Raw genomic sequence first — 13,053 nt, forward strand, 5'->3', positions numbered from 1 at the left:
AAATTGACTTACCAACTTGCTGTACGTTTAAAGTCTTCTACAGCATTCTTCAATTTCATTTCAATGTCATTATCATAACCGCCAGCTTCATTAATCAACTGCAACAAGTCAGGATGCGACGTACGCATGTAGTCATGCAACGAGGCCTCAAATGCTGCAATTTCATTTACAGGCACATCATCCAAATAACCTTTTTCTACGACGAACAATGCGGTGCCCATTTCTGCAACGGATAATGGCGAGTATTGTTTTTGTTTCATAAGTTCGGTAATTCGTTGGCCACGCTCTAATTGCTTTCGTGTTGCATCATCAAGGTCGGAAGCAAATTGAGAGAATGCTTCTAACTCACGAAACTGAGCAAGCGCTAAACGAGTTCCACCACCTAGCTTTTTCATGATCTTGGTTTGTGCAGCACCACCCACTCGTGATACAGAAAGACCAGAGTTGATCGCAGGTCTCACACCTGAGTTGAATAAATCAACATCAAGGAAAATCTGACCATCGGTAATAGAAATAACATTCGTGGGTACGAATGCAGATACGTCACCTGCTTGAGTTTCAATAATTGGCAATGCTGTTAATGAACCTGTTTTTCCTTTAACGTCGCCATTAGTCAGTTTTTCCACTTCATCAGCATTAATTCGTGCTGCTCTTTCTAATAAGCGTGAGTGTAAATAGAAAATATCACCTGGATATGCTTCACGACCTGGTGGTCTTCTCAACAATAATGATATTTGTCGGTAAGCCCAAGCTTGTTTGGTTAAGTCATCGTATACAATTAAAGCATCTTCACCATGTTCCATGAAATACTCACCCATGGTACAACCCGCATAAGGCGCAATAAATTGTAAGGCAGCTGAATCAGAGGCGCCAGCGACGACAACAATAGTATGCTCTAAAGCATCATGTTCTTCGAGTTTACGTACAATTGCCGCAACAGAAGAAGCTTTTTGCCCCACTGCTACATAAATACACTTAACACCTGTACCTTTCTGATTGATGATCGCATCAATTGCAATTGCTGTTTTTCCTGTTTGACGGTCACCAATAATCAATTCACGTTGACCACGTCCAACTGGAATCATCGCATCAATTGCTTTTAATCCAGTTTGTACTGGTTGATCTACCGATTTACGTGCAATAACGCCAGGAGCAACTTTTTCGATTGGTGACATACCGGATGTTTCAATTGGGCCTTTACCATCAATTGGATTTCCTAATGCATCAACAACACGGCCGAGAAGACCTTTTCCAACTGGAACTTCAAGAATACGACCGGTGCATTTACCTTTTTGCCCTTCAGCTAAAGAAGAATATTCACCTAGAACAACTGCTCCTACTGAATCTCTTTCAAGGTTAAGAGCCAAACCATAAGTGCCGCCTGGGAATTCTATCATTTCACCAGCCATTACATCTTCAAGGCCATGCAAACTTACAACACCGTCTTTCAAACTAACAATAGTACCCTCATTACGTGCTTCGGATACTACACTAAAGTGTTCTATTTTCTTTCTGATTAATTCGCTGATTTCAGAAGGATTTAATGCGACTTGTTCTGACATGGAAACTATCCTCTAAATTAAGCGGCTAAGTCGGTGCGAAGCTTATTAAGCTTGCCGCGAACTGAACCATCTATAACTAAATCACCCGCTCGAATTATTGCTCCACCAAGCAAGGAAGGATCAATACTGATTTTTAACGAGACCTTACGCTTTAAGCGTTGACTCAATGATTCTATTAAGCGTTGTTGTTGTGCACTTGATAACTCAGAATAACTGCATACATTCACATCTAGGGTTTTTTCTTGATCTGCGCGATGTATTTCATAAAGTGCATAAATCTCTGGTAATAACATAAGGCGCTTATTCGTAGCTAATAATGCGATAACGTTATTTATTGGTCTATCATCATTTGACTTTATACCAACCGCTGTCTGCAGCAATTCGATATGTTGTTCAACAGTTGTTGCTGGATTAGCTACAAACTTCTCCGCCTCTGGAGTCAACACGGCTAGAACAAGATTTCTCAAATGCGCTGACCACTCAGCTAATTTATTTTCCCCTAAAGCATATTCAAAAATTGCCTTAGCATAGGGTCTGGCTATGGTGGTACTATCAGACATTTTAAATCTCTTCTATCAAGTTATCTAACAATGCAGTGTTTGCTTTGGCATCTACTTCACGCATCAGAATTTTTTCAGCACCGGTTATTGCTAAGCTTGCTACTTGTTTACGCAAATCATCTTTTGCATGATTTATCTGTTGCATCAATTGTTCTTGTGCAAGCTTCATCTGTACTTGAGCTTCATGCTTAGCGGCTTCCTTTGCTTCTTCAATGATTTGAGCAGCGCGTTTATTTGCCTTTTCAATGATGTCAGTCGATTGAATTTTTGCCTGCTTTAATTCATCTTTGACGCGATGTTGCGCTAGCTCAAGCTCTTTTCGACCACGTTCTGCAGACGCTAAACCATCAGCAATTTTGTCTTGTCTCTCTTCCATAGCTTTTGCCAAAGGAGGCCAAACTAATTTCATTGTAAACAAAACAAAAGCTGCGAATACCAGCATTTGTACTATTAGTGTTAAGTTAATTTCCACCGTTATCTCCTGTAACAATTAGGGCGCTTTGCGCCCTCAACTATGTGTTATCAAGAACCTATACCGCTAAGGAAAGGATTTGAGAAAGTAAAGAATAACGCAATACCTACTCCAATCATGGTTACGGCATCTAATAAACCAGCAACGATAAACATCTTAACTTGTAGCATTGGAACCATTTCTGGTTGACGAGCTGAGCCTTCAAGGAATTTGCCACCAAGCAAACCAAATCCTATCGCTGTACCCAACGCACCCAAACCAATTAACAAGGCAACCGCAACAACGGTCATACTTTGAATTTGTGCTATTAAACTAGCGGCTTGCATATTTATCCCCTTTACAATGAATGGATGAAAATTAAAATCGGTTAGTGATCTTCATGCGCTAAACTAAGGTAAACAATAGTTAGTACCATGAAAATAAATGCTTGCAATGTGATCACCAAGATATGGAATATTGACCAAGCCAAAGCCAAAATAAATTGAGCTGAGCCTAAGGTCGCAGTACTTACTGGTGATGATGTTGCAGCATTTAAGGTTAACAGCGCGATCAATATAAAAATCAATTCGCCTGCATATAAGTTCCCAAATAACCGGAGTGCCAAAGAAATAGGTTTAGCAATAAGGCCTACCAACTCAAGCAACAGGTTAAAAGGTATGAATCCGGGATGATTAAAAGGTTGTAGTGTAAGCTCTTTTAGAAACTTTTTAGGACCTTTTATTTTAATGCTATAAAAAATAATAAGCATAAATACTGTGATTGATAGTGCAAAAGTCAAGTTTAAATCTGTTGTAGGTACTACTTTAAGGTAATGAATACCTCCAGCCTGAGCAATATCTGGTAATATATCTACTGGCAGGATATCCATAAAATTCATTAGAAAGACCCATAAAAAGATGGTTAACGCCAGAGGGCCTATTAAATTATTTTTTCCATGAAAACAATCTTTTACTTGGTTATCCGCAAATTGCAGCATGATTTCCGCAAAATTCTGCAGCTTACCAGGAACTCCTGTTGTCACCTTACGGGCACCAAAATACATTAGAGCACAAACTACCACGCCTAATGTAATAGAAAAAAACAGTGTATCAAGATGTAAAGTCCAGAAACCACCTGAACCAAAGGTCATATCACTAACATTATAATTAAGATACGTTAAATGATGTTTAATATAGTTTGAACTAGATACCATTTCAGTCACTTTCAGGCCTATTCTGTTTATTAATAATCAACGGGGCGAACCAATGCGTCATCAGTATCATAATATATGATACAAAAAACGCGAGCGGCGTTATTTTAAAGAAAAGAAACACCGCAGTGAATAGGAATATGGATATAAATATCTTTAGCGCTTCGCCTTTATAGAAACTATTTACAATTTGCCTGGCTGAGCGTGCACCGTGGTACTTAAATAGTTTAATTGCGAAATATGCATTGGGAATGATACAAACCATCCCACCAAGCAATGCCGAAATTGCTGCATTAGCACCATATGCTAGTACACAAAAAACTGTAAAGACCAATGTAACGCTTATTTGCACAAGCCAAAGCCGAACAATGCCGCGCCTACTTAGCTGTTTGTTCACATATTCACCTAAGTTTCACCGCGCGAATTATAATGCAACCTGAATGAATAATCAATGTTCTATTTTATTTACTGCTTGCTCCCAAATAGTATCCAATACGCTAAACGGAAGAAACCCTCTCATAAATGAACATAATTATCTGATTTCTATTGTACTAATAACAACAGTACCCAGCTCTATTACCTCAAATGGATGCTGCGGCTTAAGTTAAGTTTGGGTTAAAAACTATTAACTCTTAATATTAACTTAACGTGAGTTTCGGATAAAGAATTTATTTAGATCCAGCCTCCATTTTGGCCCGTTTGGGCTGAGGAGGCATTCATGCCGTCTCGAAGCCTGAACACAGATCTTGAAAATTCGTGCTAAGGCTTTGAGACAGCGCTACGCGCTTCCTCAGCCCGAACAGATCGTGATAGAGAATCGTTATAATTATATCCTTATCCATAACTCACGTTAACTTATTGAAATTAATAAATTATCAAATATTTTGATACAACATATACATATATTAAATTGGACCAATATTACACGATAAGATTTAATAGAAACCATAATAACAAAAACTACTTATCCAATACGTCATCAGAGACATCATTATTTAAATCAGTTTAATTTTTTATCACGTATGTGGTACACAATGAGGTTACTAAAATGTTTGCAATTACAAAAAATTATCCTAAAATCTATCGTGATAAATTTGTTGCTAACTCTCTAGATGGAATGTTTAGTCGGGGAATATCCTCCTATGCTGCTGAAAGATTTACTCAGGAGTGGAATAAACCTGAAAAGCAATTGATTGCAAAAGAGATTACATTATCAACAATTGTACCAACATTTCATTCATCACGAGAAAATGCTGCTTTACAGCCACCATTTCCAAATGGAAAAAGACCACATCCCTCCGTTGTACATGCCTTAGGAAAAACCTATGGCAAATTATGTGCAATTGATAAAATATCAGCTGTTTGTCCAGAACATTATTTATTAATGCGCACAGCAGTTGGCATTGCTAGAAATCCAAAACCAGAAATTCTTCATGCTGCTACTATTATTGGTTTTGAGCTGGGTACAGAATTAGAAAAGCTAAATCGAAATGCGCTTAAGAGTCTTTTTGAGATAGGAGCAAGCGCACCAGAAAGCCGCTCTAGAGACGTACTGGAGAACCATGATTTATTAATAAAAATACTAAAAGGGGAGCATCAAACCACACCCCAACAATTTTTAAGAGTACTTGAAGTTGTCCTTTCACCTCTGGGTATGATTGCTAATGCTTATGGAAGTAACAACTGCAAAATTGAAAGAGCTAAAAATGCTGGAAAAGACGTAGTTGGCTTAGAGAATTTCATAAAAGAATTAATGGATTCATTAAAGAGTTTTCATGTTCCATACATCAAAGCGCCAGGATCACCTTTTGCTCATTTACAAATGCAACTATACACACAAGGTGCTCAAATATCAGATGCAGAACTTGTTACGGTAAGTCATTTTCTGGAATCTCTTGCAAATAAAAGTACTGATGATCCTATGCCTAACATTCCCCAGCTTCGTAGTGTAATAGTAAATGATGCAACTGGCAGAACACTTCACCTCCATGATCATATGAATCTTCCCCATTTTTTTGACGTGTCAGGAACTACAGGTGCGATAATGCAAGCATCATTAGGCCTTTTGTTCAAAGCAGGCCGATTAGATCTAGCAAAAGATCCACATGAAACGCTACTTCTGGGTATGGTGATAGCTGGCTGTAATTTTTACAAGCAAGGATATCATAACTATTATGAGGTTCTACCAGCATTAAACTGGGTTAACCATAATGTATGGAAAGAAGAATACAAACAATTAACCCCTACGGAACTTCTTCATACAGTTCCATCCTTGTTAAAAGAATGTGTGGATCCCTCATCTCAAATGGCTACAATAATTAATGACACTACGAATTTAGTTACAGAACACTTCGAATTACACTATGAGTTATATAAGGAAGATCTTCAAAATAGAGCAAAAATAGAGCAAGATCCCTCAGCCCCTATGTTAGGGATGAAAAACGAATAAGATTTTAGGAGTAACTTCTCGTTAGTTTAACGTCAGTTATAAAGTCTCTATCACGCTCCGTTCGGGCTAAGAAGGCATTTACGCCGTCTCGAAGCCTTGTCATCGAGTTCCAAAGTACCTGCCAAGGCTTCGAAGCGGCGCTGGGGCGCCTCCTCAGCCCGAACGGAGCGAAGTAATCACTCGATCTCTTATCCATAACTGGGACGTTTCGGATAAAGAATCTTTTTAGATCCAGTCTTCATTGCGAATCGTTCGGGCTAAGAAAGCGTTTACACCATCTCGAAGCCTTAGCATCGAAGTCCAAAGTACCTGCCAAGGCTTCGAGACGGCGCTGGAGCGCCTCCTCAGCCCGAACGGAGCGAAGTAATCACTCGATCTCTTATCCATAACTGGGACGTTTCGGATAAAGAATCTTTTTAGATCCAGTCTTCATTGCGAATCGTTCGGGCTAAGAAAGCGTTTACACCATCTCGAAGCCTTAGCATCGAAGTCCAAAGTACCTGCCAAGGCTTCGAAGCGGCGCTGGGGCGCCTCCTCAGCCCGAACGGAGCGAAGTAATCACTCGATCTCTTATCCATAACTGGGACATTTCGGATAAAGAATCTTTTTAGATCCAGTCTTCATTGCGAATCGTTCGGGCTAAGAAAGCGTTTACGCCATCTCGAAGCCTTAGCATCGGATTCCAAAGTACCTGCCAAGGCTTCGAAGCAGCGCTGGGGCGCCTCCTCAGCCCGAACGGAGCGAAGTAATCACTCGCTCTCTTATCCATAACTGGGACGTTTCGGATAAAGAATCTTTTTAGATCCAGTCTTCATTGCGAATCGTTCGGGCTAAGAAGGCATTTACGCCGTCTCGAAGCCTTGTCATCGAGTTCCAAAGTACCTGCCAAGGCTTCGAAGCAGCGCTGGGGCGCCTCCTCAGCCCGAACGGAGCGAAGTAATCACTCGATCTCTTATCCATAACTGGGACATTTCGGATAAAGAATCTTTTTAGATCCAGTCTTCATTGCGAATCGTTCGGGCTAAGAAAGCATTTACGCCGTCTCGAAGCCTTGTCATCGAGTTCCAAAGTACCTGCCAAGGCTTCGAAGCGGCGCTGGGGCGCCTCCTCAGCCCGAACGGAGCGAAGTAATCACTCGATCTCTTATCCATAACTGAGGCGTTTCGGATAAAGAATCTTTTTAGATCCAGTCTTCATTGCGAACCGTTCGGGCTGAGGAGGCATTTATGCCGTCTCGAAGCCTTGGCACAGAACTTGAAAATTTGTGTTAAGGCTTCGAGACAGCGCTATGCGCTTCCTCAGTCCGAACGGTTCGAAATAAAACCATGTTCTCTTATACAAAACTTATAGTTAGTCTAGGGAAAGAAAGCCCATCCACATTTAAAAGCTTATCCACTAGATCCAGCGTAATTTCTATTGCTCTAAAAATATCATTTAACTTTCACACCAATGCTAATTTTAAAAATCAGATTTTGGGTATTCCTTTAAATCTTCTACGACGAGATTAAGTGGATTATAAGACTTTGCTTCTAGTAAGCTATGGTCAATATAGTACATAGATATACCATTTTCTGATTTGCTCGTGAGACAATTAACATCACATAATAGTTCATATTGACCTACTTGTGCATAATAATTCTTAGCCATTTTCAACCATTCTTGTTTTTCATTTTGAGAAAGCGATTTTAATATTTGCGGTTGATATACTGGAGCAGTACTTAAAAAATGGGGCTCTGCCTGAGTTATATTTAATCCAATAAGCTGTGTGCCCCGGGATAAAAAAGTCACCTCTACGGGTATTTTTTTAAATTGAAATAACTTTTTTTGCAACTCAAGAAATTCTTTACTATGTGGAGCAGGTATACTGTTTGAAAACATACGATTATTGTAGGTCCTAATGCCTTTTACTGTTGAACGAACAAAGAAGTTAGAGCATTTCGAAAACATGACTCTTCTTTGTTCAAAAATCATTCACTTATGAATGAGCATTATATCACATAAAAAGATCATTACGACCTTAACTTAGTCATAAAGCAATGTTTTTATACTAAAAAGCCGCCAGTTCCTGCCAATTCATTGTCGCTTACTCACAAGTCAAAAAACTTGGAGTAAATTCAGGCCAAGTCAAGAGGTAGGTATTAGGTAGTGAATCACTGGCAAAGCGGCTCCTTGTAAGCGTGTATCTGGATAATGCCTACCAATGACCAATATTTGGTTCAGACACCCATGGCTCTTGGAGAGGTAGCGCATCTCCTTTTTGCAGTAATTCTATAGAAATATTGTCTGGAGAACGAATAAATGCCATATGACCGTCGCGTGGCGGCCTATTAATGATGACACCTAATTTTTTTAATCGTTGGCATGTTTCATAAATATTATCAACGCGATAGGCTAAATGACCAAAATTACGACCTTCATCATACGCTTCAGGATCCCAGTTATAAGTAAGTTCTAACAGCGGAGCGTTAGACTGTTTTGCTTGTTCTAAATCATTGGGTGCAGCGAGAAATATGAGTGTAAATCGACCTTTTTCATGTTCTGTACGCTTGACCTCAATAAGTCCTAATTTATTGCAGTAGAAATCAAGTGATTGCTCTAAGTTTGACACTCTAACCATTGTATGTAGGTAATTCATTCATTTTCCCTCTAAAATTATGGTAATTCGATCACCGCCGGAACAGTGAACGCTTTTGAATCAGATAATGAGTCTACTATTGCTTTTCCTGGTGCATAGGAGCGTAATATCAAATAGAAGGGCTGGCCGTCTTTGCTCGAAGGCAACCAATTTGCTTCCTTATCTTTTCCCGGGCTCGTATTTTGAATATAAATTGTAAGCGATCCATCCGCATTCCGTTTCATTTGATTATCACTACCAAGTGAATATCGATGAATTGGATTTTCAACAGTATAATTATTATGCAAATTATATAAAGTTAAAGACCAAAACCCCGGAGCAATATACGGAGGCAACTGTTTGAAAGTTATTGTATATTTTTTACTACTCAATAAATCGTTCGATTCGCTGTCTCTTTTTGTCATAAAATAAATCGCTTCACGTGGAATATTCGCTGTTAATCCAACACGTGCGATAATTGCCCGCAAATAATAATTGTTTTTCGCATTACCAATATCAGGTGGTGGAATGAACCATCCGTTAACAAACATACCAAGGGGTAAATTTGCATTAAGAGGGCCAATTTCTTGTGCGGCGCGTTTCATAGACTCTAAAATAATAGGTGAAACTTTTCCCGCATCCCATTGTTTTCCGTATTCAATTCCAAGTGGTTTAAACATGGGTAATAAAGCGCTGATCTGGTCTTTTGGCGGTGGATTTTCATTGATTGCTGCCGATAAAATCTGCCAAAACTGCACAGGATCTTTAAAATCAACCGCACTGACTGGTAAGTTAGGATTAACCAATTCCGGTTTGATAAAATTATATGGGGGTAAAGGCGTGGGTGTTTGCCCCAGATATTGGGCCATACCTGTGACCGTTATTTCATTCAAGACCTTTTGGGCACCTGGCAAGTCTGCATCATTAACAACATGGACGCGTGGCTGGATTAAAATCCAAGGTGTAGGCGCCTCAATACGCGTGATGTGGTTAGGTAATTTCCCTTTCCAATTTGGCCCTACAAGCGCATAAGTTCCTCCTTTATAGCCTGTAGTAACCCCACCTACATAAGCAAATGAGTTAGTATACATATCTAAAAGCTGAACCATATAATAACGATTATTTGAATCAGGAACACTTAAAATGATTGGTTCTTTGGATAAATCTAAGAAACCAAATCCATAGATGACATTTGTATTTGGAGTAACATAACCTGCTTGTTCAGAAAGAGATGGAGTCGCTATATTTTCCAGACGCCAAATTGAGTTTGGCCTGGATTTAGCATCAAGCTTCAATGCATCGTTATAGCGCAGATTATACATAGTAACAATAGGTAACCCCCAAGTAGCTGCTTGTAATGCTAGTGAATAAGAATATTCACTTACATTTTTATCCATATTTTTGGGTAATTGTGCAAATGTAGTGGAGAGAAAAGGAAGGGTTATGCAACAAGCTAACAAAAACATACGTATACAATGCGTCATCATGATCCTTATATGAATACGCTTTTTTTCAAGACACTATCAAATGATTCTTTAATTGTAAATGAGGCGGCCCTCATTTGAATTTACCGTCTATACTTAAAGTGTGGAGCTTATTATCACCATTCAGGTAATAAGTAGTGTTTATTAACCTCGAAAAAGGAAAAAACATGCCTGATAAGATCCAACATACAGCAGCTAATCTGCAACAAAAAATGCTCGTTCGTTATGGCGATGGCCTACACCATAAACATAACAAACATCATCTCGAATACCGACAACACTGTAGAACCCACCCTTGTAATTCGAACAATAAATTCGACGAACTAGAAAATATTAATGGATCTACGGGATTGTTGCGTCAATCTAATTTAAAGAAAATGCGTAAACGACCTGATAGAGGACAGTTTCATTAAAAGTATATCCTAAGAAAACAGTTGGGTTTATTTTGAAACTCAATTGTTTTTTAGGACTATCACGCAAGCTGATTCTGATAAGTAAAATATTTAAGTAACTTTACGACGCGAACAACATCTGCTGTTCTTCTTGAAATATTAATTACTTTTACCGCCTGTTCCTCATGCGCATCCCCCATTAAATAAACAACTCGATCAGAAGTAATCACTTTAAATGCATTTGGATCGATAGAGCCATCAGCAAAAATTTGGCTTCTAATTTTGGTAGTGATCCAACTGTCTTCCAGGGAGGTAGAGGGCGCAGAGCTCACTCCTATCTGGTTAAACATCCGTCGATAACCTTTTACCATGGTTAATCGCCGATGTAATTCATTCTTCATTTCCTGAGTGGGTACATGGCCAACTAATAAGATATCCCCTTTGAAAACGGCTATATCGATAACGCATTGATTATTTTTAAATAAATTATCAACCATTATTGCGTTATTCACTCTTAAAAATAAACTGTAATCATCGAGCTTTTTATAGACATCATGCCGATCATAGACTAAAGTTGCCCCTGTCCATAGTCCACCAATGCAGCCTGGAAGCAATAAGAAAATTCCTATTATAAATAAAATCAAACGTCCTTGTTTTAACATATTTAACTAGTGTATGTACTGAAACGTTTTAACAACTTTACGTACCCCATTAACTCGACGGGCGGCATCCACTGCAAGAGCAGCTTGCTCATCATGGACAATACCCATCAGATAAACAACACCATTTTCTGTCACGATACGTATTGATCCTGACTCAAGACCTTTTTTGGCTAACATTCTGCTACGTACCTGACTTGTAATCCAACTGTCCTTAGAACGTTCTGTAAGTGGAATAGGATAACCTACAGTGATTTCGTTATAAACGCGATGAACTCCTGGAGTTCCCCGAGCAATTTTTTCCGCTAGAATACGTAAAGAAGGTGTTGGAGTTTGTCCTACAAGTAATATTACACGATTAAAACTTGTTACAATAATACGCGAATCACTAAACTGATGGTTTGTTATTATGGCTTTATGAATAAGATGAAATAAACGAGCATCAGCTTCCATTGTAACTACACCACGCCGATCATACACCATGCCAGCGACTGCCCCTGCCCCCGTAACTACAGCAGCGACACACCCTGTTAATAAAGACGCTATTAAAAGAAAAAAGATTGATTTTAATTTTAAATGCATGTTTTACCCCAAAAGTTGGCCAAATAACGACTGGTCAATTAAATCACAAAAGCAATGTAAGATGAACAAATGCATTTCCCTAATTCGGGCAGAATGGTCAGATGTAACCCGCAACTCAATATCTTCGGGTCCTAAATGATTTGCAAGAACTCCCCCATCCCGTCCACTTAAAGCAATAGTATCCATGCCTCTTTCATTTGCTGCATGAAGTGCATGTAACATGCTATCCGAGTTCCCTGAAGTAGTTAATAAAAGCAAGACATCATTTTCTTGGCCTAAGGCTTGTATTTGCCGAGCAAAAACCTGATTGTAATGATTGTCATTAGCTGAAGAACTTAAACTGGTTGCATCCGTACTTAAATTAATTACCGGAAGTGATGGTCTTTCCACCTCAAAGTGATTGAGCATGGCACTCGCAAAATGCATGCAATTAGCACTTGAGCCACCATTCCCACAAAGTAATATTTTCCCATCAGTAAGCAAACAATTTACTAAACGTTGGCCTGCTCTGGCAATTGAATCGGATAAAGCATCAGCAAGAGCAATTTTGGTTTCAATATTTACACCAAATAAATGCCTCACTCGTTCTTCCAGTTGTACCATAATATTAAACCTCTACCTCAGTAAAAAACGAGAGTCTGTTGGCAATCGCACCCCACTGTCTCCGCGCTGCATTTTATGCGCACGTAATAGGGATAGAAATGAATGGTCAACAAACCCTAAATGTTAAATCAATAATCGGCTCCAAAAGCATCTTTTATCCAGCTAATCGATGCTGCATCTCCATCAATACTTACAACGTCAAAACGAAGAGCACATTGATGATACTTTTGATGTTCAAGTATAAAAAATGTAGCTGTTTTTAGTATTTTTTGTCTTTTTGTATAAGTAACACTTGAACTACCACCACCAAACTGATTGGAAACTCGTGAACGAACCTCTATAAAAACAAGGTGATTATTGTCATGCATAATTAAATCAATTTCGCCAAAACGACAACGATAATTTTTCACAATCAATTTAAGGCGTTGTTTTGTTAAGTAGGCTAAAGCTTTTTCTTCAGCCACACGTCCTTTCTCTTGAGTCATCA

Annotated in this window: 15 protein-coding genes; 2 read left to right on the forward strand and 13 right to left on the reverse strand. The window is 39.0% G+C overall.

Features of this window, described 5'->3' with window-relative positions; genetic code table 11:
• Positions 1-8: 8 nt before the first annotated feature.
• Genes atpA through DYH34_RS17450 form a run of 6 tightly spaced genes read right to left on the reverse strand, consistent with a single transcriptional unit; the run spans position 9 to position 4,180 of the window.
• Positions 9-1,562 carry a F0F1 ATP synthase subunit alpha gene (atpA, locus tag DYH34_RS17425; protein WP_058464257.1) on the reverse strand — a complete coding sequence of 518 codons (1,554 nt, stop codon included), beginning with the start codon at positions 1,560-1,562 and terminating at the stop codon, positions 9-11.
• A 17-nt stretch (positions 1,563-1,579) separates the two neighbouring features.
• Positions 1,580-2,122, reverse strand: a complete 543-nt coding sequence (locus DYH34_RS17430) for a F0F1 ATP synthase subunit delta (RefSeq protein WP_058464256.1) — start codon at positions 2,120-2,122, stop codon at positions 1,580-1,582.
• Position 2,123: 1 nt separating this feature from the next.
• Positions 2,124-2,594, reverse strand: coding sequence for a F0F1 ATP synthase subunit B (locus DYH34_RS17435; RefSeq protein ID WP_058464255.1), 471 nt, complete (start codon positions 2,592-2,594; stop codon positions 2,124-2,126).
• A gap of 50 nt (positions 2,595-2,644) precedes the next feature.
• Positions 2,645-2,920, reverse strand: a complete 276-nt coding sequence (atpE, locus tag DYH34_RS17440; RefSeq protein WP_003633911.1) for a F0F1 ATP synthase subunit C — start codon at positions 2,918-2,920, stop codon at positions 2,645-2,647.
• Positions 2,921-2,961: 41 nt separating this feature from the next.
• On the reverse strand, positions 2,962-3,786 hold the full coding sequence (gene atpB / locus DYH34_RS17445) for a F0F1 ATP synthase subunit A (RefSeq protein WP_058464254.1): 825 nt from the start codon (positions 3,784-3,786) through the stop codon (positions 2,962-2,964).
• Position 3,787: 1 nt separating this feature from the next.
• Positions 3,788-4,180, reverse strand: coding sequence for a F0F1 ATP synthase subunit I (locus tag DYH34_RS17450; RefSeq protein WP_058464253.1), 393 nt, complete (start codon positions 4,178-4,180; stop codon positions 3,788-3,790).
• 651 nt (positions 4,181-4,831) lie between these two features.
• On the opposite strand from DYH34_RS17450, the gene DYH34_RS17455 reads away from it, so the two are divergent.
• Positions 4,832-6,232 carry a hypothetical protein gene (locus DYH34_RS17455; protein WP_058464252.1) on the forward strand — a complete coding sequence of 467 codons (1,401 nt, stop codon included), beginning with the start codon at positions 4,832-4,834 and terminating at the stop codon, positions 6,230-6,232.
• Between the two features lie 1,458 nt (positions 6,233-7,690).
• Here DYH34_RS17455 and DYH34_RS17460 read toward each other — a convergent pair.
• The 3 genes from DYH34_RS17460 to DYH34_RS17470 all read right to left on the reverse strand — a co-directional run bounded on the left by DYH34_RS17460 (position 7,691) and on the right by DYH34_RS17470 (position 10,330).
• Positions 7,691-8,179, reverse strand: a complete 489-nt coding sequence (locus DYH34_RS17460; protein WP_058464251.1) for a hypothetical protein — start codon at positions 8,177-8,179, stop codon at positions 7,691-7,693.
• Positions 8,180-8,426: 247 nt separating this feature from the next.
• Positions 8,427-8,867, reverse strand: a complete 441-nt coding sequence (locus DYH34_RS17465) for a VOC family protein (RefSeq protein ID WP_058464250.1) — start codon at positions 8,865-8,867, stop codon at positions 8,427-8,429.
• A 17-nt stretch (positions 8,868-8,884) separates the two neighbouring features.
• The gene (locus DYH34_RS17470; RefSeq protein WP_058464249.1) at positions 8,885-10,330 is read right to left on the reverse strand and encodes a DUF1254 domain-containing protein; all 1,446 of its coding nucleotides are present in this window, start codon (positions 10,328-10,330) and stop codon (positions 8,885-8,887) included.
• A 167-nt stretch (positions 10,331-10,497) separates the two neighbouring features.
• On the opposite strand from DYH34_RS17470, the gene DYH34_RS17475 reads away from it, so the two are divergent.
• Positions 10,498-10,743 carry a hypothetical protein gene (locus tag DYH34_RS17475; protein WP_058464248.1) on the forward strand — a complete coding sequence of 82 codons (246 nt, stop codon included), beginning with the start codon at positions 10,498-10,500 and terminating at the stop codon, positions 10,741-10,743.
• A 59-nt stretch (positions 10,744-10,802) separates the two neighbouring features.
• On the opposite strand, the gene DYH34_RS17480 is transcribed toward DYH34_RS17475, so the two are convergent.
• From DYH34_RS17480 to DYH34_RS17495, 4 genes are all read right to left on the reverse strand, one after another.
• Positions 10,803-11,384: a BON domain-containing protein gene (locus DYH34_RS17480; protein ID WP_058464247.1), complete on the reverse strand. Its 582-nt coding sequence runs from the start codon at positions 11,382-11,384 to the stop codon at positions 10,803-10,805.
• A 6-nt stretch (positions 11,385-11,390) separates the two neighbouring features.
• On the reverse strand, positions 11,391-11,963 hold the full coding sequence (locus DYH34_RS17485; protein ID WP_058464246.1) for a BON domain-containing protein: 573 nt from the start codon (positions 11,961-11,963) through the stop codon (positions 11,391-11,393).
• Between the two features lie 3 nt (positions 11,964-11,966).
• Positions 11,967-12,566: a D-sedoheptulose-7-phosphate isomerase gene (locus DYH34_RS17490; RefSeq protein WP_058464245.1), complete on the reverse strand. Its 600-nt coding sequence runs from the start codon at positions 12,564-12,566 to the stop codon at positions 11,967-11,969.
• 128 nt (positions 12,567-12,694) lie between these two features.
• A complete protein-coding gene (locus DYH34_RS17495; protein WP_058464244.1) occupies positions 12,695-13,051 on the reverse strand; it encodes a YraN family protein in 357 nt (118 codons plus the stop codon).
• Positions 13,052-13,053: the final 2 nt, after the last annotated feature.

The organism is Legionella cincinnatiensis (assembly GCF_900452415.1).
Classification (GTDB): domain Bacteria; phylum Pseudomonadota; class Gammaproteobacteria; order Legionellales; family Legionellaceae; genus Legionella; species Legionella cincinnatiensis.

Coding starts and splice junctions, on each gene's coding strand:
- atpA (WP_058464257.1), bottom strand. CDS start 1,562: ATGTCAGAACAAGTCGCATTAAATCCTTCTGAAATCAGCGAATTAATC.
- DYH34_RS17430 (WP_058464256.1), bottom strand. CDS start 2,122: ATGTCTGATAGTACCACCATAGCCAGACCCTATGCTAAGGCAATTTTT.
- atpE (WP_003633911.1), bottom strand. CDS start 2,920: ATGCAAGCCGCTAGTTTAATAGCACAAATTCAAAGTATGACCGTTGTT.
- atpB (WP_058464254.1), bottom strand. CDS start 3,786: ATGGTATCTAGTTCAAACTATATTAAACATCATTTAACGTATCTTAAT.
- DYH34_RS17455 (WP_058464252.1), top strand. CDS start 4,832: ATGTTTGCAATTACAAAAAATTATCCTAAAATCTATCGTGATAAATTT.
- DYH34_RS17460 (WP_058464251.1), bottom strand. CDS start 8,179: ATGTTTTCGAAATGCTCTAACTTCTTTGTTCGTTCAACAGTAAAAGGC.
- DYH34_RS17465 (WP_058464250.1), bottom strand. CDS start 8,867: ATGAATTACCTACATACAATGGTTAGAGTGTCAAACTTAGAGCAATCA.
- DYH34_RS17470 (WP_058464249.1), bottom strand. CDS start 10,330: ATGACGCATTGTATACGTATGTTTTTGTTAGCTTGTTGCATAACCCTT.
- DYH34_RS17475 (WP_058464248.1), top strand. CDS start 10,498: ATGCCTGATAAGATCCAACATACAGCAGCTAATCTGCAACAAAAAATG.
- DYH34_RS17480 (WP_058464247.1), bottom strand. CDS start 11,384: ATGTTAAAACAAGGACGTTTGATTTTATTTATAATAGGAATTTTCTTA.
- DYH34_RS17485 (WP_058464246.1), bottom strand. CDS start 11,963: ATGCATTTAAAATTAAAATCAATCTTTTTTCTTTTAATAGCGTCTTTA.
- DYH34_RS17490 (WP_058464245.1), bottom strand. CDS start 12,566: ATGGTACAACTGGAAGAACGAGTGAGGCATTTATTTGGTGTAAATATT.
- DYH34_RS17495 (WP_058464244.1), bottom strand. CDS start 13,051: ATGACTCAAGAGAAAGGACGTGTGGCTGAAGAAAAAGCTTTAGCCTAC.